Origin of the sequence: Janthinobacterium sp. SUN137 (genome assembly GCF_030587265.1) — a bacterium.
In the GTDB taxonomy this organism is placed as follows: Bacteria; Pseudomonadota; Gammaproteobacteria; order Burkholderiales; family Burkholderiaceae_D; genus Janthinobacterium; species Janthinobacterium kumbetense.
On the sequence record NZ_JAPWHZ010000003.1, the window covers coordinates 517,373 to 540,414 of the forward strand.

The 23,042-nt window shown below is 64.5% G+C and carries 21 protein-coding genes; 10 read left to right on the plus strand and 11 right to left on the minus strand.

What is annotated here, in order from left to right:
- Position 1: 1 nt before the first annotated feature.
- The 5 genes from O3298_RS17310 to O3298_RS17330 all read right to left on the minus strand — a co-directional run bounded on the left by O3298_RS17310 (position 2) and on the right by O3298_RS17330 (position 7,849).
- Positions 2-1,426 carry a TolC family protein gene (locus O3298_RS17310; RefSeq protein WP_289899050.1) on the minus strand — a complete coding sequence of 475 codons (1,425 nt, stop codon included), beginning with the start codon at positions 1,424-1,426 and terminating at the stop codon, positions 2-4.
- A gap of 177 nt (positions 1,427-1,603) precedes the next feature.
- Positions 1,604-3,214: a bifunctional aspartate transaminase/aspartate 4-decarboxylase gene (locus O3298_RS17315; protein ID WP_305060088.1), complete on the minus strand. Its 1,611-nt coding sequence runs from the start codon at positions 3,212-3,214 to the stop codon at positions 1,604-1,606.
- A gap of 76 nt (positions 3,215-3,290) precedes the next feature.
- Complete coding sequence (gene aspT, locus O3298_RS17320; protein ID WP_305060089.1) at positions 3,291-4,979, minus strand: aspartate-alanine antiporter; 1,689 nt, start codon at positions 4,977-4,979, stop codon at positions 3,291-3,293.
- 56 nt (positions 4,980-5,035) lie between these two features.
- Positions 5,036-6,718 carry an aspartate-alanine antiporter gene (gene aspT / locus O3298_RS17325; RefSeq protein WP_305060090.1) on the minus strand — a complete coding sequence of 561 codons (1,683 nt, stop codon included), beginning with the start codon at positions 6,716-6,718 and terminating at the stop codon, positions 5,036-5,038.
- 261 nt (positions 6,719-6,979) lie between these two features.
- Positions 6,980-7,849, minus strand: coding sequence for an ABC transporter substrate-binding protein (locus tag O3298_RS17330; protein ID WP_305060091.1), 870 nt, complete (start codon positions 7,847-7,849; stop codon positions 6,980-6,982).
- A 248-nt stretch (positions 7,850-8,097) separates the two neighbouring features.
- Between O3298_RS17330 and O3298_RS17335 the strand changes: the two genes are divergently transcribed.
- Positions 8,098-8,361, plus strand: coding sequence for a heavy-metal-associated domain-containing protein (locus tag O3298_RS17335; RefSeq protein WP_077402408.1), 264 nt, complete (start codon positions 8,098-8,100; stop codon positions 8,359-8,361).
- Positions 8,362-8,394: 33 nt separating this feature from the next.
- On the opposite strand, the gene O3298_RS17340 is transcribed toward O3298_RS17335, so the two are convergent.
- From O3298_RS17340 to O3298_RS17350, 3 genes are read right to left on the minus strand one after another with little or no spacing between them, the layout of a single operon-like run.
- Entirely contained in the window at positions 8,395-8,934 is a 540-nt protein-coding gene (locus tag O3298_RS17340; protein ID WP_289899053.1) for an SCP2 domain-containing protein, read from the minus strand.
- 20 nt (positions 8,935-8,954) lie between these two features.
- Complete coding sequence (locus O3298_RS17345) at positions 8,955-9,851, minus strand: U32 family peptidase (RefSeq protein ID WP_034783050.1); 897 nt, start codon at positions 9,849-9,851, stop codon at positions 8,955-8,957.
- Positions 9,852-9,860: 9 nt separating this feature from the next.
- A complete protein-coding gene (locus O3298_RS17350) occupies positions 9,861-10,895 on the minus strand; it encodes a peptidase U32 family protein (RefSeq protein ID WP_289916171.1) in 1,035 nt (344 codons plus the stop codon).
- A 164-nt stretch (positions 10,896-11,059) separates the two neighbouring features.
- Between O3298_RS17350 and O3298_RS17355 the strand changes: the two genes are divergently transcribed.
- The 7 genes from O3298_RS17355 (at position 11,060) to O3298_RS17385 (ending at position 20,082) form a co-directional block, all read left to right on the plus strand.
- Complete coding sequence (locus tag O3298_RS17355) at positions 11,060-11,470, plus strand: hypothetical protein (protein WP_289906700.1); 411 nt, start codon at positions 11,060-11,062, stop codon at positions 11,468-11,470.
- Positions 11,471-11,593: 123 nt separating this feature from the next.
- Positions 11,594-13,342 carry a ribonucleoside triphosphate reductase gene (locus tag O3298_RS17360; protein ID WP_305060092.1) on the plus strand — a complete coding sequence of 583 codons (1,749 nt, stop codon included), beginning with the start codon at positions 11,594-11,596 and terminating at the stop codon, positions 13,340-13,342.
- The gene (gene nrdD / locus O3298_RS17365; protein WP_092712624.1) at positions 13,339-13,539 is read left to right on the plus strand and encodes an anaerobic ribonucleoside-triphosphate reductase; all 201 of its coding nucleotides are present in this window, start codon (positions 13,339-13,341) and stop codon (positions 13,537-13,539) included. The genes O3298_RS17360 and nrdD overlap by 4 nt, the downstream gene beginning before the upstream one ends.
- Entirely contained in the window at positions 13,529-14,236 is a 708-nt protein-coding gene (locus tag O3298_RS17370) for an anaerobic ribonucleoside-triphosphate reductase activating protein (RefSeq protein ID WP_305060093.1), read from the plus strand. Before nrdD ends, O3298_RS17370 begins: the two co-directional genes overlap by 11 nt.
- A gap of 148 nt (positions 14,237-14,384) precedes the next feature.
- Positions 14,385-18,440: a Pls/PosA family non-ribosomal peptide synthetase gene (locus tag O3298_RS17375; RefSeq protein WP_305060094.1), complete on the plus strand. Its 4,056-nt coding sequence runs from the start codon at positions 14,385-14,387 to the stop codon at positions 18,438-18,440.
- A 21-nt stretch (positions 18,441-18,461) separates the two neighbouring features.
- Positions 18,462-18,977, plus strand: coding sequence for a 4'-phosphopantetheinyl transferase superfamily protein (locus O3298_RS17380; RefSeq protein ID WP_305060095.1), 516 nt, complete (start codon positions 18,462-18,464; stop codon positions 18,975-18,977).
- A gap of 199 nt (positions 18,978-19,176) precedes the next feature.
- A complete protein-coding gene (locus O3298_RS17385; RefSeq protein WP_305060096.1) occupies positions 19,177-20,082 on the plus strand; it encodes a LysR family transcriptional regulator in 906 nt (301 codons plus the stop codon).
- Here O3298_RS17385 and O3298_RS17390 read toward each other — a convergent pair.
- The gene (locus O3298_RS17390; protein ID WP_289906694.1) at positions 20,079-20,756 is read right to left on the minus strand and encodes a phosphoribosylanthranilate isomerase; all 678 of its coding nucleotides are present in this window, start codon (positions 20,754-20,756) and stop codon (positions 20,079-20,081) included. The genes O3298_RS17385 and O3298_RS17390 overlap by 4 nt on opposite strands.
- 125 nt (positions 20,757-20,881) lie before the next feature.
- Between O3298_RS17390 and O3298_RS17395 the strand changes: the two genes are divergently transcribed.
- Positions 20,882-21,109: a protein L gene (locus O3298_RS17395; RefSeq protein WP_305060097.1), complete on the plus strand. Its 228-nt coding sequence runs from the start codon at positions 20,882-20,884 to the stop codon at positions 21,107-21,109.
- A gap of 62 nt (positions 21,110-21,171) precedes the next feature.
- Entirely contained in the window at positions 21,172-21,576 is a 405-nt protein-coding gene (locus tag O3298_RS17400; protein WP_289911715.1) for a hypothetical protein, read from the plus strand.
- Here O3298_RS17400 and O3298_RS17405 read toward each other — a convergent pair.
- Together O3298_RS17405 and O3298_RS17410 are read right to left on the minus strand one after the other, a co-directional pair.
- Positions 21,573-22,601, minus strand: coding sequence for an RNA methyltransferase (locus O3298_RS17405; protein WP_305060098.1), 1,029 nt, complete (start codon positions 22,599-22,601; stop codon positions 21,573-21,575). The genes O3298_RS17400 and O3298_RS17405 overlap by 4 nt on opposite strands.
- 67 nt (positions 22,602-22,668) lie before the next feature.
- Complete coding sequence (locus O3298_RS17410) at positions 22,669-23,010, minus strand: zinc ribbon domain-containing protein YjdM (protein ID WP_305060099.1); 342 nt, start codon at positions 23,008-23,010, stop codon at positions 22,669-22,671.
- Between the last annotated feature and the right edge of the window lie 32 nt (positions 23,011-23,042).

A 23,042-nucleotide genomic window follows, 5' to 3' on the forward strand; every position in this document is an offset into this window, starting at 1 on the left:
ATTATTTGTCCACAGGTAATTGGATATCGGCCGCGGCCGCCAGGCTGCCCAGGCGCTGCGTCTCGCCCGTCGCTTCCAGCAATTGCGCCAGCCCCATCACATAGTTATAGGCCGTCTGCGCGCGCTGGGTTTCCACCTTCGCCAGGTTCAGGCGCGCGTCGACCACTTCCAGCGACGTCACTTGCCCTTGCTGGAAAGCCACGGTTTGCAGGCGGATATTTTCGCGCGCCAGCTCCACCGACGAGGCCGTGGACAGGTACTGGATACGGGCGTTTTCCAGCGCGCGCCAATTCTTTTCGATCAGGGTGGGAATGTCGCGCTCGGCCTGGCGCGCCACCACTTCCACCCGCTCCTGGTCCAGCTTGGCGGCGGCGATCATCTTGCCCGTATTGATGCGGTGCACGAGGGGTACGGACACGACCAGGCCGACGGCCCAGTTCGAGCGCACGAGTTTTTCGTTGCCACGGTTCAAATTGTAGTTACCGATGGCAAACACGGTAGGTGCGTATTCCTTGCCATGCAGCTTCAAGGCTTGCTCGGCCTGCACGCGCTTGCTGTCGATCTTTTTCCAGTTCGCATTTTCGCGCATGCCCGTGCTGATGAACGATTGCAAGGTGCCGACCGGCAAGCTGTTGACGAACAGCGGCGTGCTGGGGCGCACTTGCGTATTGACGGCGAGCAAACGGTCCAGCGCCACTTGCGCGATTTCCTCGTCGCTGCGCGCCTGCGCTTCGTCGCTGCGGGCACTGTCCAGGGCCACGTCGGCGCGCAAGCGTTCTGCGCGAGAAATCAGGCCGCCCTTTTCCAGCTTGGCAGCGTCGCGCTGGTGCTGCGTCACGCCGGCCGTCACTTCGGCCCGCACGGCCACCACTCTTTTGGCCAGCAGCAACTGGAAATAGCGCTGCGCCACCAGGGTGGCCAGTTGCTCTTCCGCTTCCGTGCGCTCCGCCTGCGCGGCCAGGGTCAGGCTCGATGCGAGCCCCTTGACGGCGTCCAGGCGCCCGCCCGTGTAGATGGGCCACATGCCCAGCAAGCCGAACGAGGTCAGGTCCGTCACCACTTCGCGGTTCAGGGAGTTGGGAATGTGCGGCGTGGGCAAGCCGGGAATCGGCGGCAGCACGGATTCGATGCCGCCCACCACCCCGGACAAGCCGCTCGTGTCGATACTCAAATCCGTCGACAAACGGCCGCGAAACGCCGTCAAGTCCACGGAAGGACCATCGATATTCGACAGCGCCTCCGCCTTGAGGGTTTTGGCGCGCACGTCGAGCGCGGCGCCCTGCACGGCGCCCGAAGCCTGGGCCGCCTGCTGCAGCGCTTCGTTGAATGTCAGCGGCGCGCCGGCCGGCAACTGCGCCAGGGCGGGCATGGCCGCGCCCAGCGCGCCCGCCAGCAATAATGATAAGTGTCCTTGCAATCTGCCCATGTAGCGTCCAGTCAATGAATGAGGGGAAAGCACGGGGTTGCCATGTTTATACTTTCACAATAGCAATTATATCTACGGATGTCTATTCCAGCCTGCACTATTGCTTACTGCGGCGGATACGCAAAAACGGGCGCCTCTTGCGGGACGCCCGTTGAGCTCAAACAGCTACCCGGCGAATTACTTCTTCGCCTTCTTGCCGCCCTTCTCCTTTTCCTTTTCAAATACGGCAAAGAACTCGGACGCCATGTTGCGGATGGCGCGGCCGATGTTGGCGTAGTCGTATTCGTTCAGGTTGGCCAGCGACACGCGGCCCGACGGGTGCGTGGTGCCGAAGCCGCGGCCCGGCAACAGGATGACGCCCGTTTCCTCGGCCAGGCGGAACAACGCTTCGTTCGGTTTGAGCTTTTTCAGCAGCCACTGCGAAAACTCCACGCCATGCATCTGCGCGGCCAGCGATTCCATGTCCAGCAGGTGGTAATAGCGCACGGAATTGGCGTCGTGCACCATCGGCAAGCCCAGTTCGCGGTACAGCGCTTCCTTGCGGCGCAGCACGATACGTTTCATCGACTGCTTGTACTTTTGCTCTTCATCCATCAGCGAGAACAGGGAAAACAAGGTCATCTGCGCCTGCACGGGCGTGGACAGGCCGGCCGTGTGGTTCAGCGCCACCGTGCGGCTGTCGGCCACCAGGCGGTCGATGAATTTCAGCTCGCGCGGCTCCGTCGTGATGGAGTGATAGCGCGCATCGAGCTGCTTCTTGATGGTTTCCGGCAACTTGGCAATCTTGTCGTCCAGTACATTTTTTTCATGCGTGGCCACCACGCCCATGCGCCAGCCCGTCGCGCCGAAGTATTTCGAGAATGAATACACGAGAATGGTGTTGTACGGGCACATGGCGAACAGCGAGACGAAGTTGTCGGCAAAGGTGCCGTACACGTCATCGGTCAGGATGATCAGGTCCGGGCGCTTCTTGATGATCTTGGCAATGTATTCCAGGGTGTCATCGTCGATCTTGACGGATGGCGGATTGCTGGGGTTGACGAGGAAGAAGGCCTTGACTTTCGGGTCCAGCAGCTTGTCCAGCTCTTTCTTTGTGAATTGCCAATTGTTCGATTGCGGCGCATCAATATGCACGGTGTTCAGCTTGTAATCATTGAGCTGGGGGATCTCGATATACGGCGTGAAGATCGGCATGCCCAAGGCAATCGTGTCGCCTTCCTGGATGATGTGGTTCGATTTCAGGCTGGCGAACAGATACGTCATGGCCGCCGTGCCGCCTTCGACGGCGTACATGTCGAAGTTGCCGACGAACGGATGGTCGCCGATCATTTCGCGGTGAATATACTGGCCGACGATTTTCTCGGACAGGCGCAGCATGCGGTCCGGCACGGGATAGTTGCAGCCGAGAATGGCTTCGCACATCTCGTAAATGAAGTCGCCCGCGTCCAGGCCCAGCTGGTCGCGCACATACGACATGGCTGCCTCGATGAAATGCGCGCCGGGGTTGCCTTCATGCTTGCGCACGAAGATTTCGAAGCGCGCCTCGATGCCGTCGCGCGTGGGGAAGCCGCCCACGTCATCCATGTACACATAGGAACGTTCCGCTTCCGTCATGGCGAACTGGCCGAACTGGAAGAAGCCATGGCGCGGTGTGGTGGCCAGGAAATTCGGGTTGCCGCGGCCCGCATTGAGCATCAGACGGTTGCTTTGCTTGGCCGTCTGGATCAGCGCATCCTTCAATTCGAAGGGGCTCAACAGCGCGAGTTTGCTTGGGTTACTGAAATCCATTTCAACGACTCCTTATCAACTGACAATATGGGAAAAGCCCCGCACAGGCGGCTTAGGTCCTGCAAATACGCCCGACTCAGACGAAGGCCACAATCAGCGGCCCCAGCAAGGTCAGGAAAACGTTGGCCAGGGCATACGTAATGGCAAACGGTACGGTGGGAATCGAGTTTTGCGCCGCGTTCAGCACTTCGCCGAACGCGGGATTGGCGCTGCGCGAGCCGGACAAGGCGCCCGCGAAGATGGCGACGTTGTCATAACGCAAGATGTAGCGGCCGATCAGCATGGTCAAGATCATCGGCAGGATGGTCACCACCACGCCCACGCCAAACAGGGTCAGACCGTGTTCGCGCACGGTTTGCACGGCTTGCAGGCCGGACGTGAGGCCGACGACGGCAACGAAGCCGGCCAGGCCCAGGTCTTTCAGGATTTGCACGGCGCCGCTGGGCATGTAGCCAAACGTCTGGCGCTTGGCGCGGAACCAGCCGAATACCAGGCCCGACAGCAGCACGCCGCCGCCGCTGCCCAGGGTCAGCGGAATCGAGCCGATGCGCGCCACCAGCAAGCCCACGAGCAAACCGACGACGAGGCCGGCGCCCATGTAGACGAAGTCCGTCTTGGCGCTCGGCACGATCATGTAGCCCACTTCAGCCGCCACGCGCTTGACGTCCTGCTCGGCGCCGTAGATGGTCACCACGTCGCCCGTCTGCACGACGGTTTCCGCTTGCATGGGCAAGATCTTGCCCATGCGGCTCAGCTGCACGACAAAGATGCCGTGGCGCACGCCCGGCGCCGTCGCGCTGCGGATTTCGCCCACCGTCTTGTTGTGGTAAGCCTTGTTGGTCAGCACCATGTCGCGGCGCTGCATCACCAGTTCCATGCCTTCGACGGCCAGCAATTCCTTGCCCAGCTGGGAAGACACGCTGAGCATGGCTTCGCGCCGGCCCACCAGCAGCACGATATCGTCGGCCGCCAGCACCAGGTCCGGGCTGACGTCGATGATCTGGCCATTGCGTTTCACGCGTTCGATGGTGATGGCCGTGCTCGGATGGGCGCTTTCGATGTCCGCCACGGAGCGCCCGGCGCCCGGACCCACGTCGTAGATGCGGCCGATGAGGTCGGGCGCGGCCGGCGTCTGGCCCGGCCCCAGCACTTGCACGCCCGCCTGCAGCGCCGTTTCCGCCTTGATCGCATCTTCGCGGATGGTGCGCCCCATGAGTTTCGGCAAGATATTGACGCAGACGATGATGGCGCCAAACGAGCCGAACACATACGTCACGGCATAGCCGACGGCCACGTTGCCCTGCAGGCGCGCCACTTCGTCGGCCGCCAGGCCCAGCTTGGTGATCGCGTCGCCGGCCGTGCCGATGATGGCCGACTGCGTCAAGCCGCCCGCCGCCACGCCGGCCGCCAAGCCCTTGTCCAAGCCAAAGACCCTGGCCAGGATGACCACCGTCAGCAGCGCCGTCACGGCCAGCACGACGGCCAGGATGATTTCGCGCACCGACTGGCGGCCCAGGGAATTGAAGAATTGCGGCCCGCTTTCATAGCCAACGGCGTAAATGAACAGCGCGAACAGCACCGATTTCACGCCGGGATCGATGGCGACGCCCACCTGGCTGACGAGCACCGCCACCAGGAGTGAACCGGCGACCCCGCCCAGCTGAAACGAGCCGAACTTGATCTTGCCGATGTAGTAACCCACTGCCAGGGAGAGAAACAAGGCAATTTCAGGCGACTTCTTGAATAACTCATGCAACCATTCCATGCGGACCGCCTTTCGTGTTGAAGGAATTCTTTACTGCGTTTGCCCTTGCTGGCTGCTCATGCATGCACCGACCCGGCCAGGGCCACGATCAGCGGCCCCAGCAGGGGCAGCACCACGTTCGAGATGGCATACGTAATCGTGTAGCCCAGCAAGGGCGTGGAATTGCCGGCCGCATTCTGCACGGCCGACAGGGCTGGCGTGCTGCACTGCTGGCCGGCGATGGCGCCCAGCAGCACGGGCGCTTCCAGCTTGAGGAAAAAGTGGCCTACCAGCAGCGACAGCGAAGCGGGGATGACGGCGATCAATACCCCCATCAGCGGCAAGGACAGGCCGTACTGGCGGATCAGATCGATCGCCTGCGGCCCCGACGCCAGGCCCACGCAGGCGATGAAGGTGGCCAGACCGATATCCTTCATCATGTCGAGCGCGCTGGAGGGGATGCCCTGCATGCCCGGCTTGCGCGCCTGGTACCAGCCGAACACGAGGCCCGTCAGCAAGGCGCCGCCGCCCGTGCCCAGCGAAAACGGGATGCCGCCCAGCTTGGCGGAAAAACCGCCGATATACACACCCAGCACGATGCCGATGCTGGCGTAGACGATATTGCTGCGGTCGCCCGTGGGCACGCGCTTGCCGATGGCGGCCAGCGCCGTGTTCAGCTCGCGCCCCTCTGTCGTGCCATACAGGCGCAGCACGTCGTCGCGCTGCAGGGCCAGGTCCGGCAAGGGCGGCATGCTGTGCTCGCCACGCACGACGGCCGCCACGTGCACGCCGGAGGGCAAGGCCAGCTGGCGCAAGGGCTGGCCCACCAGCGCGGCTTGCTGCAGCACCACTTCGACGGCGGAGACCGCCATGTTCAAGCCCGTCGTATCGGCAAATTCCTCGCCCAGGATGGCTTCGGCCGCCACCAGCGCGGGACGGTGGCCGATCACCAGCACTTCGTCGTTATTGCGCAGGCGCAATGCCGGTTCCAAGGGCAAGACCTTGCCATGCCGGCGCACGCGCGTGATGCTGGCGCGGCCCGCAAAGATATGCTGCAAGGCGTCGAGGCGGCGTCCCGCGCCGCGGCTGATGCGGTAGGCGCGCCCCACCATCTCCGGCGTGGCCTGCACGCCGTCGCCGTCGGTCTGCGCGCCGCCCATCTTTTCCCACAACTTATCGGCTTCTTCGCGCAGGTTGACACGCAGCAACAGCGGAAAAATCTGGCTGGTGACGATGACGATGGCGATCAAGCCGAAAATGTACGTGATGGAATACGCGGTGACGACGTTGGCCTGCAGCTCGGCGATGCGGGCGGCCGGCAGCGCCAGCTTCGAGATGGCGTCCGTGGCCGTGCCGACGACGGCCGACTCCGTCGCCGCGCCCGCCATCATGCCGGCCGCCGTGCCCTGGTCCAGGCCAAGGAAGCGCGTGGCCAGCAGCACGAGCGCCAGCACCACCACCACTTCGATCAGGCACAGCAGGCCCAGGCGCAAGCCCTTGGCATTCAGGTTGGCAAAGAACTGGGGACCGCCCGCATAGCCGAGGGCAAAGATGAACAGCATGAAGAAAACATTCTTGACGCTGGCGTCCAGGGTGATGCCCAGCTGGCCGATCAGCAGCGCGGCGACCAGGGTGCCGCACACGCCGCCCAGCTGGATGGGGCCGAAGCGTATCTGCCCTGCCGCGTAACCGAACGCCAGCGCCAGGAACAGGGCCAGTTCCGGCACCTGGTGCAATACGGACGTGATCGAATCGAGCATGGACGAACCTTCGAAAAGATAACGGATGGTGACAAGGGGACAGCGCGTTCGGCGGCTGGCGGCAGCTGGCTGCGGAACGGGCGCACGGCTCCCGCACGACACCTGCGGCAAGCGCTTGTGCTGGGAAAAAGTTGCAACGTGGAATTATGTTCGGCGAAAATTTAATAAGTGTCAACAGGTGTTCTGTTGAACTCGCTTTGCGCTTCATCAAACATCGGGCGCACGATTGAAGCCGCTGTTTGACATTAATCAATAAGATTATTAGTAATGTTTGGGACGATACCAAAGTGCCTTGCGCGCCAGCGGCGTCTCCTCCGGCAAGTCGGGATTGGCCAGCTCCAGCACGTGGCGCCGGGACAGCTGCAGGCCGTCCGCGAGGCGGCCGAAATGGCGCTGGAACAGCTGCGCGAAACTGCCATCGGCGAGCATGCTTTCCAATCCCCTTGCAATGTGGCGGGCCAATTCCGGCCTGTGCCGGCCGACAAAGAAGTACAGCGCGGCCGGGTAGCGGATGACCAGGTAGGCGTCGAGCGCCAGCGGCAGGTGCGCATGGCTGGCCAGTTCGCTTTGCGCCTCGATCACGGAACGGGGAAAGTAATCGATGCGCCCTGCCGCCAGTTGCTGGAACAGGCCTTCGTAGGTACTCGAGGTATCGAGGCGCAAGCCATTCGCCTGCAGGATGGCGGAGTCGGGCCAGTCGCGCATCTGGCCGGCCGACAGCCGGGCCAGGGCGGCGATGCTGCGCACGCCGCGCAGCAGTTGCGGCTGGCGGGCCTGGATCAGGGCCGCGCGCCAGCCGATCAGGCCGCGGTCGATGGGGATGCGCACCGGCAACAATTGCGTTTCGCGCGCGCGGCTCGTCATGGCCCAGACGACGTCGACACCGCCCGACGCCGTGGCGATTTCCTGCATCGCGCGCGTCTGCACCATGCGCAGTTCGGAGCGGCGCAAGGCATACGCCTGGCCCGACCTGGCCAGCGCCTGTTGCAGCAAGGCCGTCACATAGCCTTGCTGCGGATCATAGAGCGCCTGGTGGCGCGGATATACGAGCGGCAGCGGCGGCGGCACCGCGCCGGCGGCCGCGCCCAATGGCCACAGGGCGGCAAGCTTGAGCAGGGGGCGGCGCTGCATGGCCCCTCCTTTCCAGCGCTGTCATAGCGTTCTTATCAGAATGACAGTATCGCGCAGCAGGGCACGCTTGTCGACTGGAATACGGCAACTGTGTACAAAACAACAGCACTTTCAAGGTGACCCGCAGGGCTGGGGATTAATCCAGATCAATAAAACCGCAAATACAAAATAAATCTTGCGTGCTGCTCTGGACGGCATGCGCATGGCTCGCCTACGCTGTTTTTTTATCTGAAAAACAAGAGGAACCCATGCAGACAGCACGCTTGAATATTATCGGAATGGATCATGAAGGCTGCGCCGACAGGCTGACGGGCGCGCTCGAAGCCGTCACGGGCGTGGCCACCGTGTGCGTCTCGCTGGCGCGCCACGGCGCCACGGTGCAGTTCGACGAGCGGCTGGCCACGCAGGAACGCCTGCTGGCCGCCGTCAATGACGCCGGCTTCATGGGCGAGGCGACGGATGAAGAACAGCTGGCCTCGTGCAGCGGCGCCTGCGGCCACTGCCGCCACTGAGCGCCACTGAGCGCCCGCCCTCCCTTTTTTCGCTCAGCCTTCGCGCGCGCCCCGGTCGCGCAGATGCGCCAGCACGCGGCGCGGTCCCAGCGCCTGCAGGTCGAATGGCGGCAATTCGATGGCATCGAGCGTATTCTTGAACAGCAAGCCCAGTTCCGTGTCGCCTTCCAGGCTCAAACGGCGGCTGAAGAACAGCGTGTCCGGATCTTCCTGGCGCCGCGCCAGCAGCATCAAATCGTGCACGCTGGCGGCGATGCACAGGTCCGGCACGTCCGCATAGCGCTCCGCCACGAACACCGTGCCCTGCCACTCGAAATCGAAGGCGATGCCCGCGTCCAGCAGCCGCAAGCGCAAACTGCGCCCTTCCAGGCTGCGTCGCACGTCGTCGGGCAATTGCGGCGCCAGCAGGCGGTTCAAGCCCTGCACGAACAGCCACGAAGCGGGATACGGAGGCAGCTTGGACAGCAATTCGGCCAGCGGTTCCGGCAGCCGGTACGACACTGCGGGCTTGCTCATGCCGGGACGGGCGGGGACCGGCGCCGGGACGGGCAATCTTTCCAGTTGATCTTGCATGATACTTCCTTTCGAGGCGTTCAATGGGCGGCGTGCTGTTCCATGCCGGGCTGGCCGTGCCAGTAGCCGTCACAAGCGCCGGCCGGCTGGCAGGCCGCCAGCTGGGCCTGGGCGCCGATGCCGCTGACCTGGCCGCGGCGGGCGCGGTCGAAGATGGCGATGACTTGTTCCGTATGCATGGCCTGGGGGCTGATGCGCGCCACCGCCACGCCCATGTCGCGCATGGCGTCGAGTTCGCGCACCAGGTTGTAGACGAGCGCCGACTGCGTCTGCGTGCCATTCAGTACGAGGAAGGGTACTTCGTCGCGCGTGCGCAGCAACAGGCCGTCCGGCTCTTCCAGGCAGCTGTAGCCGCAATCGTCCTTCGGCAGGTTGCGGTTGCGCGCCGTGAAGCAGCGCGCGGAAAACGCCAGCGGCATGCGCCCGTAGGCAAAGACTTCCGTCTCCAGCCCTTCCGGCTTCTGGCGCTGCATCTCGGCCAGCGCCGTCTGCCCCATTTCCAGCGGCATCACCCAGCGCCGCGCGCCCAGGCGCGCCAGCAATTGCAGGCTGGGGCCGTTGAACAGGTTCAGATGGGGACCGGCGACGAAGGACGTGCCCTTTTCCATGCAGTGCACGGCGCCCATGTCGTTGGCCTCGACGCCGTAGCGGCCATTGCCCGTGATGCGGCGCAGGGTCGCCAGTTCCGCGCCCGCCTCGATCAGCGCCTGCGTCGACAGCACCACTTCCTTGCCGGCGGCGGCCAGCATGTCCGCGATATCGAGCCAGTCGGCCAGGCGCACCTCATGCCGGCGCGAGCACACGGTTTCGCCCAGATACACGATATCGACGGCGGTGCCGGCGATCTGCTGGTAAAACTCGAAGACGGTGGCGCGCGGCCAGTAGTACAGCAAGGGACCCAGTGAAAGCTTCAGCATGTTCATCCTCTATTTCCAAGATCTGTGGTAAGCACCTAATGTGTGCTGCTGGCCTTCGGCCAGCTTGTCCATGGCCGCCATCCAGCCCGGCTTGACGGCGTAGCGCGCATTGCCTTCGCGGCAGGCGTCGATCGCTTCGCGCCACACGCGCGTGACCTGCGCCACGTAGGCGGGGCTGCGCTGGCGCCCTTCGATCTTCACGGCGCGCACGCCCATGGCGATCAGTTGCGGCAGCAGCGCCAGGGTATTCAGGCTGGCCGGCTCCTCGATGGCGTAATACTCTTCGTCATTGACTTCGAAACGCCCCTTGCACAGGGTGGGATAGCTGGCGTTCTCGCCGGGCGCATAGCGGTCGATCAGCACGCCGTTCAGGCGCGACTCGAGGCCGTTCGGTGTTTCCAGCCAGCGCACGGATTTCGCCGGCGAGCACACGCCGTGGGTGTTCGGCGCCTCGCCCGTCGCATACGACGACAGCGCACAGCGTCCCTCGACCATCACGCACAGGCTGCCGAAGCCGAACACTTCGATCTCGACTTCCGTCTTGGCGATCAGTTGCTCCACCTGCGCCATCGACAGCACGCGCGGCAGCACGGCGCGGGCGATGCCAAAGTGTTCATGGTAAAAATTGATGGCTTCGTAGTTGGTGGCCGAACCTTGCACGGACAGGTGCAGGCGCAGCTGCGGCTGGTGCTGGGCCGCATACGCCATCAGGCCCGGATCGGCCACGATCATGGCGTCGATGCCGGCATCGGCGGCGCGGTCGATGGCGCTGCGCCACACGGCCCAGTTGTGCGGCTGCGGATAGGTGTTCAGCGCCAGCAGCACCTTGCGTCCATATTGGTGGGCGTAGCGCACGCCCTCGGCGATGGCCTTCTCGTCGAAATTGAGGCCGGCGAAATTGCGCGCATTGGTGGCATCGCGAAAACCCAGATAAACGGTGTCGGCGCCATTGTCGATGGCCGCTTTCAAGGCTGGCAGGCTGCCGGCGGGGCAGACCAGTTCCAGCGGTCCGGCCACGCGGGTGGCGGTGGTTGATTCAAGCATCATGGTGTTCACAGTCCTGTATCGGCTCAGGGTGCAGACTATAGCCCCGCCCAGGCTGCCCAGTCCTTGACGCAGGTGAAGGAATGCATGCATGGCTGGTGCGCGTTCAACTTGCTTGACCTGGCTGTAAAATGCCCCCTTTTCTCCCTCTTCGATTGCCCGCCATGCCCCGCAAACCGCTGCTGATCTTTCTGCTCACCCTGTTCCTCACCGTGCTGCAGGTGCAGTGGGCCGCGCCCACGGAAGGCTACGACGCCGAGGCGCTCTCCGTGCTGTCGCCCGAAGTACTGGGCGCGTATCCGGGCGTGCTGCTGCTGTTCCTGCAAGCCGTCTTCGCGCGCCGCGCCATGCCCGTGACGCGCCAGGCCGCCATCTGCACGGGACTGCTGGCCGTCTACTGGCTGCTGGCGAACTACGTCACGTTCGACGCGCGCGTGGCCAGCTGGAGCACCTTCTCGGCGCGGGAAATCTGGGCGCACGTGCTGCCCGCCTCCATCCTCAGCATCGCCGTCTGCGGCGCCGCCTACTTCGCCGCGAGCGCCTTCATCCTGCGCCAGGGCCGCCTGAAAAAGTAAACGGGGGCGCTTTTTTCACCTGCATCAAGGATTCGTCATGCCACTGCACGCGCCCTTTGACGCCACTATATTTAGTGATTAATCTTCATAAAAACACCGCATGTTGTGTTTATTGGAGGTTTCATGACGACGAATGCAGTTTCCCCCACACGCGGCCAGGTCGATGTCGCCGCGTCCATCAATGAATACCTGGACCGGCGCGACTGGCGTGTCAACGCCAACGCCAACCAGGGTTACTCGCTGGGCGGCCTGATACTCAATGTGTCGGGCAAGGTCATCGCCAACTACTGGCTGGACCAGGTCTATCCGCCGGAAGTGGGCGCGGCGCACCGCGAAGCGGCGCTGCACATCCACGACCTCGACATGCTGGCCGGCTATTGCGCCGGCTGGTCGCTGCGCACCCTGCTGCACGAAGGCTTGAATGGCGTGCCGGGCAAGATCGAGTCCGGTCCGCCGAAACACATGTCGAGCGCCATCGGCCAGATCGTCAATTTTCTCGGCACGCTGCAAAACGAGTGGGCCGGCGCGCAGGCGTTCAGCTCCTTCGACACCTATATGGCGCCCTACATCCGCAAGGACAGCCTGCGCTACGAAGACGTGCGCCAGTACATGCAGGAACTGATCTTCAACCTCAACGTTCCCTCGCGCTGGGGCACACAGACGCCGTTCACCAACCTCACCTTCGACTGGGTTTGCCCGGACGACTTGCGCGAGCAGATTCCCGTCATCGCCGGCCAGGAAATGGACTTCAGCTATGGCGAACTGCAGGAGGAAATGGACATGATCAACCGCGCCTACATCGAGATCATGATGGCGGGCGACGCCAAGGGCCGGGTCTTCACCTTCCCCATTCCCACCTATAACATCACCGAGGATTTCGACTGGCATAGCGAGAATGCCGAACGTCTGTTCGAAATGACGGCCCGCTACGGCCTGCCCTACTTCCAGAATTTCATCAATTCGGAACTCAAGCCGAACATGATCCGCTCCATGTGCTGCCGATTGCAACTGGACTTGCGCGAACTGCTGAAACGGGGCAATGGCCTGTTCGGTTCCGCCGAGCAGACGGGTTCCCTGGGCGTGGTGACGATCAATTGCGCGCGCCTGGGCCACCTGTGGCGCGGCGACGAGCCAGCCCTGATGGCCGACCTGGACCGCCTGCTGGAGCTGGGCAAGACCAGCCTGGAAATCAAGCGCCGCACCATCGAGGAATTGATGCAGCAAGGCCTGTTCCCCTACACGAAACGCTATCTGGGCACCCTGCGCAACCACTTTTCCACCCTGGGCGTGAACGGCATCAACGAGATGATCCGCAATTTCAGCGGCGACGCCTGGGACATCACGACGCCAGAAGGCCACGCGCTGGCCGTACGCCTGCTCGACCACGTGCGCGCCCGCATGGTGGCCTTCCAGGAAGAGACGGGCCATATGTACAACCTGGAAGCGACGCCGGCCGAAGGCACGACGTACCGTTTCGCCCGCGAAGACCGCAAGCGCTTTCCCGCCATCCTGCAGGCGGGCACCGCCGACAACCCGTACTACACGAACTCGTCGCAGCTGCCCGTGGGCCACACGGACGACCCGTTCGAGGCGCTGGAATTACAGGATGTGCTGCAGCGCAAATACACGGGCGGCACGGTGCTGCACCTGTACATGACGGAAGCACTGTCCGACGCGAACGCCTGCCGCGAACTGGTGAAACGCGCGCTGAGCCGCTTTTCGCTGCCCTACATCACCGTCACGCCCACGTTTTCCATCTGCCCGCGCCACGGCTACCTGGCCGGCAAGCATGAATTCTGCCCCACCTGCGATGCGGAACTGATCGCCCGCAAACAATCCGATCTTGCTCACCCACTCAAGGAAACGCCATGAATGCACGTCCCGACTTCACTCCCGCCATCACCCTGCTCGATACGGAACGCCAGCGCTGCGAAATCTGGACCCGCGTGATGGGCTACCACCGCCCCGTCGCCTCGTTCAACATCGGCAAGCAGGGCGAATTCCACGAACGCCAGTACTTTACGGAAGCGAGCGCCCGGGTTGGCCAGCCCGCCTGCCATGGCGGCTGAACTGAAAGTGGGCGGCCTGACGCCCTTTTCCGCTACCGACTATCCCGGCAAGCTGGCGGCGGTGGTGTTCGTGCAGGGCTGTCCCTGGCGTTGCGGCTATTGCCACAATCCGCACCTGCAGGCGCGCGCGCCGGAAGGCGCCATGCCGTGGCAAGACGTCCTGACCTGGCTGCGCCGCAGAACGGGCCTGGTCGACGCCGTCGTCTTCAGCGGCGGCGAAGCGTGCATGGATCCTGGCCTGGCGCGGGCCATGCAAGACGTCCGGGAACTGGGTTTCGGCATCGGCCTGCACACGGCCTGCATCTATCCGCAGCGCCTGCAGGAAGTGCTGCCCCTGGTCGACTGGGTGGGTTTCGACATCAAGGCGCCGTTTGCCGACTATCGACATGTGACCCGCGTGGCCGGCAGCGGCGACCCGGCACGCGCCTGCCTGGACGCCATCCTCGCCAGCGGCGTCGCCTACGAATGCCGCACCACCACCCATCCGGACCTGCTGCCGGACGAGCAGCTGCTGGCCCTGGCCGCCACCCTGGCCGCCAAGGGCGTCGATAACTACGTGCTGCAGCAATTCCGCGCCGAAGGCTGCGCGGATGCGGCGCTGTCCGGGCGCCCCCTGCACGGCTATCCGGCGGCGCGCACGGTGGCGCAAATCGGCGCCATGTTTCCCCGTTTTACATTCCGTAATCATGGCAGTTGAGCCGACAAGCACATTATTTCGGAAAGCCCCGCAAAATTCCCCGTTCTGCAACGCTGAAATGTCTTGCGTGCTGTAATGTATCAACTGTGCTGCGTACCACGCGCAGCCCGTCAGATTCCTCACACCGCATTACAGATAAGCGTCATCCATGAACGATTTCACCGCAGCCAACCCAGGCACCCCTTCCACCCATGCCGACATCCTGTACGGCCCGCCGCGACCGGATCTGCTGCGCGAGGAAGTGCTGGCCGACCTGCTGGAAGCGACGGCCCGCCGCTGCCCGCAGCAAATCGCCCTGATCGATGGCGCACGCCGCATCACGTATGCGGAGCTCGATGCGCAGGCAGGATTGGCCGCGTCGCGCCTGGTGGCTGCCGGCGTCAAGCCCGGCGACATCGTGGGCCTGTGGCTGCCGCGCGGCGCCCATTTGCTGCTGATGCAGGCAGCCATCGCCAAGGCGGGTGCCGCCTGGCTGCCCGTCGATGAAGACACGCCCGTCGAGCGCCTGCAAGTGTGCCTCGATGACGCCAATGGCGCAGGCGTCATCAGCTGCGCGCAGTTTGCACCGCGCCTGGCGGAGGCCAGCGTGGGCCGCCCCGTATGGACGGTGGAAAGCCTGCTGGCGCCCGCCGCGCCGGGCGAAGCGCTGCCCGCGCGCGGCGCCGTGCTGCCTGAACACCCGGCGTACGTGATCTACACGTCCGGCTCCACGGGCAAGCCGAAGGGCATCCTGATCAATCAACGCAGCATCTGCCACTTCCTGCGCAGCGAAAACGCCGTGCTGGAAGTGACGCAGGACGACACCGTCTACCAGGGCTTTTCCGTCGCCTTCGACATGTCGTTCGAGGAAATCTGGATCGCCTATCTGGTGGGCGCCACCCTGTGGCTGGGCCCCAAGGATATCTCGGGCGACCCGGAAGCCTTGCCGCGCGCCCTGGCAGAGAACAAGGTCACCGTTCTGCACGCCGTGCCGACCCTGCTGGCCCTGTTCGCCGAAGAAGTACCGAGCCTGCGCCTGATCAATCTGGGCGGCGAGATGTGCCCGGAGTCGCTGGTCGAACGCTGGTCGCGCCCGGGCCGCGCCATGTTCAACACCTACGGGCCCACGGAGGCCACCGTCTCGTGCAGCCTGGCACGCCTGCGGCCAGGCGAACCGGTCACCATCGGCACGCCGCTGCCCAACTATGGCTTGCTGGTGCTGCAGGTGGCCGAAGCGGGAGAAAACCGTCCCCTGGCCCTGCTGCCAAGGGGCGAGACGGGAGAATTGTGCATCATCGGCCCCGGCCTGGCCGAGGGTTACCTGGGCCGGCCCGACCTGACGGTGGAAAAATTCCTGCCCAATCCCTGGGCGACCAGCGACGATGACGCGCGCCTGTACCGCACAGGCGACCTGGCGCGCATCGATGCGGACGGCCAGGTGCTGTGCCTGGGCCGCGCCGACGACCAGGTGAAAATTCGCGGCTTCCGCGTGGAGCTGGGCGAAATCGAAGCCGTGCTGGCGCAGCAGGCGGGCGTGGGCACGGTGGCAGTATTGCTACGCAAGGACGACGGCATCGACCAGCTGGTGGCGTATATCGTCGGCAGCGACGAGGCGCCCGAGGATGCCCTGGCGGCAAAAACACTGCGCGCTGCCCTGAACCTGCATTTGCCGCCGTATATGGTGCCGGGCCGTTTTGAATTGCTGCCGCTGATGCCGCGCCTCACTTCCGGCAAGATCGACCGGAAAGCATTAAAGGCCATGCCATTGTCCGCGCCGCCCCCAGGCGAGGCAGGCGAATCGGACGTGCCGGAAACGCCGGCCGAAGCGGCCCTGTTCGCGGCGCTGGCCAAGCTGTTTCCCGGCCAGGCGATCTTGCGCCGGCTGGATTTTTTCAGCGACCTCGGTGGCCATTCCTTCCTGGCTGCGCGCCTCGCATCCGCCCTGCGCGCCGATCCGGCCTACGCCCACATGACGGTGCGCGATATTTACCAAAACCGGCAGATCGGCAAGATCGCCGCCGTGCTGGGTGAAGCGCCCGCGCTGGCCACGCCGGAAGCGGAATGGACGCCGCCATCGACCTGGAAACGCTGGCTGTGCGGCGCCGCGCAGGCGGCGGCCGTGCCTGGCCTCGTCACCCTGCGCATGGCGCAGTGGATGGCGCCCTTTTTCACTTACCACTTCTTCACGGGCGACACGGGCGACACCGTGCCGCGCGCCATCGCCGCCTCCATCGGCGTGTTCCTGCTGGCGACCCTGGCCGAATTTGCCATTGCGATTGCCGGCAAGTGGCTGATCGCCGGGCGCCTGAAGCCGGGCAGCTATCCGCTGTGGGGCGTCACCTACTACCGCTGGTGGCTGGCAGACCGCCTGGTCGAATCGGCGCCCGCCTACCTGCTCAGCGGCTCGTCCCTGAACAGCTGGTGGCTGCGCGCGCTGGGCGCCAAGGTGGGCAAGGAAGTCGTCATCGGCTCGATGACCCTGCGCGCGCCCGACCTGCTGGCCATCGGCGACAACGTCAGCGTGGGCAATGCCGTCAACTTTGAAAACGCCAGGGTCGAGCGGGGCCGCCTGTTGCTGGGCCAGATCCGCATCGGCGACGATGCCTGCATCAGCTCTTACGCTATCCTGGAAGGCAATACCAGCGTAGGCGCGTTTGGCCATCTGGAGGGGCAATCGGCGCTGGCCGATGGCGCCTCGGTGCCGGCCGGCAGGGTCTGGACTGGCTCGCCCGCGCGCGATATCGGCCCGTTTGACGTGGCCAGCCAGCCGCCGCGCCCCGCCGTCTCGCGCCTGCGCCTGACGGGCGAAACCCTGTTCTTCTGCTTTGGCATGGTCCTCATCGCCGTGCTGTTCTTCATGCCCGTCTTCCCCAGCTTCGTGCTGATCGACTGGTTCGACGAGCGCGAAATGATGCCGTGGCTGCAGGGCCGCGACGTGACGACCCAGCTGGCCCGCTACTTCCTGCTGGCCTTCCCCGCCAGCGCCGTGCTGATCGTGCTCACGGCCCTGCTGTCGGCCGCCATCCGCTGGGGCGCGCTGCCTCGCCTGAAGCCGGGCAGTTCGCCCGTGCACAGCAATATCTATTGCGCCAAGTGGCTGGTCAGCCATATCCAGGAATCGAGCCTGAACGTGCTGCACGGCATTTACGCCACCGTCTACGCGCCGTACTGGTACCGCCTGCTGGGCGCCAAGGTGGGCAAGGGCGCCGAGATTTCCACGGCGCTGGGCGTGGTGCCCGACATGCTGACCCTGGGCGACGACACCTTCATCGCCGACGCCGTCATGCTGGGCGACGAACAGATCGACGGCGGCTGGATGACCATGCGCCCCACCGTCATCTCGCACCGCAGCTTCGTCGGCAACGGCAGCTATATCCCGGATGGCACCGTACTGCCCGAACACGTGCTGATCGGCGTACACACGCACGCGCCGCGCAATGAGCAGATGCACAGCGGCGACACCTGGCTGGGCTCCCCGCCCATGCACCTGCCCGCGCGCGAGCAGGTCAGCGGCTTTGCCGAACACCTGACGTTCAAGCCATCGCTGTTGCGCCGCCTGGGCCGCAGCCTGATCGAAGCCTTCCGCATCGTCGCGCCGCACGCGGTGGTGATCGCCGTCGGCTATACCCTGGTGCTGGACGTGATGCCGATCGCGGGTGCCGGCCGCTGGGGCGAAGTGGTCAGCGACCTGGCGATCGCCGGCATCGCCTACGGCATCGGCAATTTCCTGGTGGTGGTGCTGTTCAAATGGCTGCTGCTGGGACGCTACCGCAAGCACGCGGCGCCCATGTGGACGCCATTCGTGTGGATTTCCGAAGGCGTGACGAATCTGTACGAAGGCATCGCCGTGCCCAACTTCATGCGCTACCTGCGCGGCACGCCGTGGCTGCCTCTCGCCTTCCGCCTGTTCGGCTGCAAGATCGGCCGCGGCGTCTACATGGACACGACGGACATCACGGAATTCGACTGCGTGCACATCGGCGACTACAGCGAATTGAACGCCCTCACCTGCCCGCAAACGCATCTGTTCGAAGACCGCGTGATGAAGATCGACCACGTGGAAATCGGCCAGCGCGTCTACATGGGCCCGCGCAGCTCCGTGCTGTACAGCGCCAAGGTGGGCGACAATGCGCGCCTGGGACCGTTGACCCTGGTGATGAAGGGCGAGCACATCCCCGCCGGCAGCAACTGGGCGGGCTGCCCGGCCGCGCCGCTGCGCAGCTGATCGCAGTCGATGAATCGTACGGTGCTCTGGTCTGGAAACGGCGTGCTGGTGATCGGCATCGCCGCCGTGCTGCCGCGCGCCGAAGCCCGCTTGCGCATCCGCGCCGCCGTGCGCGAGGCGCTAGCCCAGTGGCTGAAGCTGGACATCGAGGCGATTTCGGTGGAGTCGACGCCTGGCCAGGCCCCGCGCCTGCTGCTGGCCGGCCGCGCGGCGGGTTTGTCATTGACCCATGACGAGGGCATCTCACTGGCCGCCGTCCATCTGCACGGCCCTGTCGGCCTTGACGTGATGCGGGTGCAGGCTATTGCCGACTGGTGCAATCTGGCGCGCGATTACCTGGGGCCGCAGGTGACACAGGAGCTGGCTTCATTGCCCGATGCTCAACGCCCCTTGGCCCTGGCGCAAGCGTGGACGGCGCGCGAGGCGGCACTCAAGTGCGCGGGCTTGCCGCTGGCGGAATGGGAAGGAGCCGCGCCAGCTTGCCGCCTGCAGCCTGTGAGCTTGGCGGCTCCGTATGTGGCGACCCTGGCATACTAGTCTTCCTTGCCCTCGGCCGCCCCGCCGATCTGGACGAAAATCAGTTTTACGATAATACTGACGAGCAGTCCCAGCACCCCGATCAATTCCAGCATGGCCATTCCTTTGCAGTGACAGCAGACCAGGCCACTGTAACGCGAACCCCGGGGGCCAGGCTAATATCAAATCAGGCAGTCTCCGATCTCGAAAAGGCATACGATTGATTTCCATCAGACAGTTCCGCTATTTTGTCGAAGTCGTCGATGCGGGCAGCTACTCGCGCGCGGCGGAAAAATTATATATCGCGCAATCGGCCCTGAGCCGGCAGATCAAGGAGCTGGAGGGCGAGGTGCAGGCGCTGCTGCTGACGCGCGATGCGCGCCATATCGAACTGACGCCTGCGGGGCAGGTCTTTTATGAGCGGGCCAAACGCATCCTCGAAGATATCGACGAAACCGTGCGCCAGACGCGCCATGTGGGACAAGGGGCGCAAGGTATCATCCGCCTGCTGCATTCGAGTTCCGTCACCCTCACGCCCGCCATCGGCGCCGTACTGAACCGCCTGCTGGCGCAGTTCCCCGGCGTTTCGCTCGATGTGTCGAAGGGATCGTCGGAAAACCAGGCGGCAGACATCGAGGAAGGCCGCGCCGACCTGGGCCTCGTGCGCCTGCCCACCCTGCGCAAGCATGCCAACATCGTCGTACGCGAACTGTACGCGGAAAAGCTGGTGGTGGCCGTGTCAGCGATGTCGCCATTGGCCGCGCTGGAACGCACGACGATCGCCGCCCTGCGCGACGAAGCCTTCGTCTCGATCCCGCACAAGGACCGGGGAGGCCTCAGCTACCTGGTGGCGGGCCTGTGCCTGGCGCAGGGATTCTTCCCAAAGGCGGCGCGCGCCCTGTCGCGCAAGACTTCACAGCTGAACCTGATCGAAGCGAACATGGGCATCGCCATCGTCCCGGACAGCATGCGCCTGGTGGCGCCGCCCGGCGTGCGTTTTATTCCCTTGCCGGACGAAGAATCGCATTCCGTCGTGGGATTGATCTCGCCGCGCGCCGCCAGCGGCATGGTGGCCGCATTTACGGAAGCATTCGTGCACGAGATGGCCAAGCTGCCGGCCGATTAGCCTTCCGCATACAGCGCCGCATCCGCGTCGCGCACGGCCGCCATCAGCAAGGCCAGCTTCATGACATCGAGCTTGCCGTCCGTGCGCACGCGCGAGCACAGGTCGATGCCGTAGGGGCGTACCTGGCGCAGCGCGTCGGCTACGTTGGTGGCGTCCAGCCCGCCGGCCAGGAAGACGGGACGGGGGCTGGCGCGCACGAAGCGCGCGCTGATGCTCCAGTCATGCGTGCGGCCCGTGCCGCCCAGTTCAGGCACGGCAGCGCCGGGACGGCCCGAGTCGAGCAAAAACGCATGGACGTGGGGCGCGTAGGCGGGAATCAGCGCCAAAGCCTCGGGGCCCTCCACGTGGATCACCTGCACGCGCCGCACGTGCGGCAGCAAGCGCGCCAGTTCGGCCACTTCTCCCGGGTCGATATGCCCGACGATCTGCACGGTGGACGGCTGCGTGGCGCGCACGTGTTCAGCGATGGCTGGCGCCGTCGTCTCGGACGTCAGCAGGAACGTGGCCACGGGCGGCGGCGTCCAGGCGGCGATTTGCGCGATGCGCGCATCGGGAATCGGGCCAGGGCCGGAGGGCATGGCCGCCACCAGGCCCAGCGCGTCGGCGCCGGCGGCAATGGCCAGTTGCGCTTCGTCGATGGAAGCGATACAGCAAATCTTGATGCGGGTTCTCATGGCCTGGCGTGTTCAATCGGAATGATCAACATTACAACACAGGGCGGCGCGCACGCCAAGACACGCGGTCAAGGCCGCGCGCGATTGTGTGCCAGAATGGGACCTGCCCACTTCCCGAGGAATCCATGGCCGACTACAAGAACCCCAGCTACGTGGCCCGCTCCATGCACCCGCGTTTCGATGAACTGACGTCACCGGGCGAAGCCGTGCCGTATTCGGGTATCTACCGCTGCGACGGCTGCGCGCACGAAATCGTGTCGACGGAAGGCCACGTCATGCCGCCGCAAAACCACCACAAGCACAACAGCGAGCAGGGGCCGATCCGCTGGCGCCTGATCGTCAGCCCGCGCTGATTGACATGCGCCAGGTGGCGGACGATACTTGATTTATCCGGGATCGCCATTGGAAGCCGCGTATGCGCATCGTCGACTTTGAAATCCGTAAGGAGTGCCCGCCGCAGTTGTGCGACTGCGAACGCGAGCGCCTGCTCGACGATGCGCAGGCGGACCTTGCCATCCTGCGCCTGAACCTGACGGAAGAAAAGCGCCTGCTGGCGCATATCGAGGGCATCGCCACCCATGCGCAGTTGCGAAAGCTGCAGCAGCGCTTGCGCGACAACCTGGGCGTGGAATTGCAGATTACACCGGGCAGCGGCGAAGTGCGCACCGTGCGAGGTTTCCAGATCCGCCTGCTGGAGCGGCCCGGCCTGTGCCGCAAGACGCGCGCCGCCATTCCGGCCGCCGTGCGCCGCTGCCTGGCCGCGCATCCCGAGATCGCCTTTGCGATATTGAATGAAAACGACTTGCTGGGTGGTGTCTAGACGCCGGCGCGGATGGGGATGACCCTGCCCTTCGCTTCGCGCGCCCGCAACTGTCCGCAGCCGCCCTCCACGTCCTGCCCGGCCGAATCGCGCAATTTGGTCAGCACGCCGCGCGCGTGCAGGGCGGCGGCGATCGCGCGGGCCTTTTCCCAGCTGGGGCGCTTGAACGGCAAGTCGGCTATGGTGTTATACGGGATCATGTTCAGCACCGCATATTTCCCCTTCAAGAGCGCGACGATGCCATCCATCTCGTCCTCGCCATCGTTGACGCCTTCCATCAGGGTCCACTGGTACTGCACCGGGTAGCCAGTCAGGCGCGCATACGATTCGCCGAAGTCCACCAATTCCTGCGGGGTGAGCCTGGGCGCGCGCGGCAGCAGCTGTTCGCGCAGCTCTCGCTTCGTCGTGTGCAGGGACAGGGCCAGCGCCGGCTTGACGCGACCTTGCGGCAAGCGCTCGAAAGCGCGCGGGTCGCCCACGGTGGAAAACACGAGGTTCTTGTGGCCGATATTGCCCTCGGTGCCCAGCAGCTCGATCGCTTCCATCACGTTGTTCAGGTTATGCGCCGGTTCGCCCATGCCCATGAAGACGACTTTTTTCACGGGGCGCAAGGTGCGCGCCAGTACCACTTGGGCGACAATTTCTCCACTGGTCACTTGCCGGATCAAGCCGTCGCGGCCCGTCATGCAGAACTGGCAGCCGACGGCGCAACCGACCTGGCTGGACACGCACAAGCCATCGCGCGGCAGCAGCACGCTTTCCACCGTCTGGCCATCGTGCAGCCCCACCAGCAGGCGCGCGGAACCGTCGGCGCCCGGGTGCGTGCTGAGCAATTTCAGCATGCCCTGCAATCCCAGGTCGAGCGCGGGCAAGGCCTCGCGCACGGGCAGCGGCAAAAAATCCTCGGCGCGGCGCCGGCCCTGGTCATGCGGCTGCGCCTGTATCCAATCGCGCAGCACGCGCTGTTCGTGCAGGGGCTTGGCGCCCAGGGCGCGCAGGCGCTGGCGGAGATGATCGATTTGCATGGATTCTGAATAAAAAACGGCGCGCCGGCAGGAATGCGAGGCGCGCCGCGAATGGCAAGGAAAAGGCTTAGACCTTTTTCACGAACTCGGTTTTCAGGCTCATGGAACCGAAGCCGTCGATCTTGCAATCGATATCGTGGTCGCTGTCGACCAGGCGGATGTTCTTGACCTTGGTGCCCATCTTGACGACACCGCCGCCGCCCTTCAATTTCAAGTCCTTGATGACGCTGACCGTGTCGCCGTCCTGCAGGATATTGCCGGCCGAATCACGGTACACCTTGGCGCCCTCGTCCGCCGCTTCTGCAGCCGTGGCCGACCATTCATGCGCGCATTCAGGGCAGATCAACTGGCTGCCGTCTTCATACGTGAATTCGGATTGGCATTGCGGGCATGGTGGTAATGTGCTCATTTTCTTCTCTGTCTGGTGAACAGCGCGTGCTG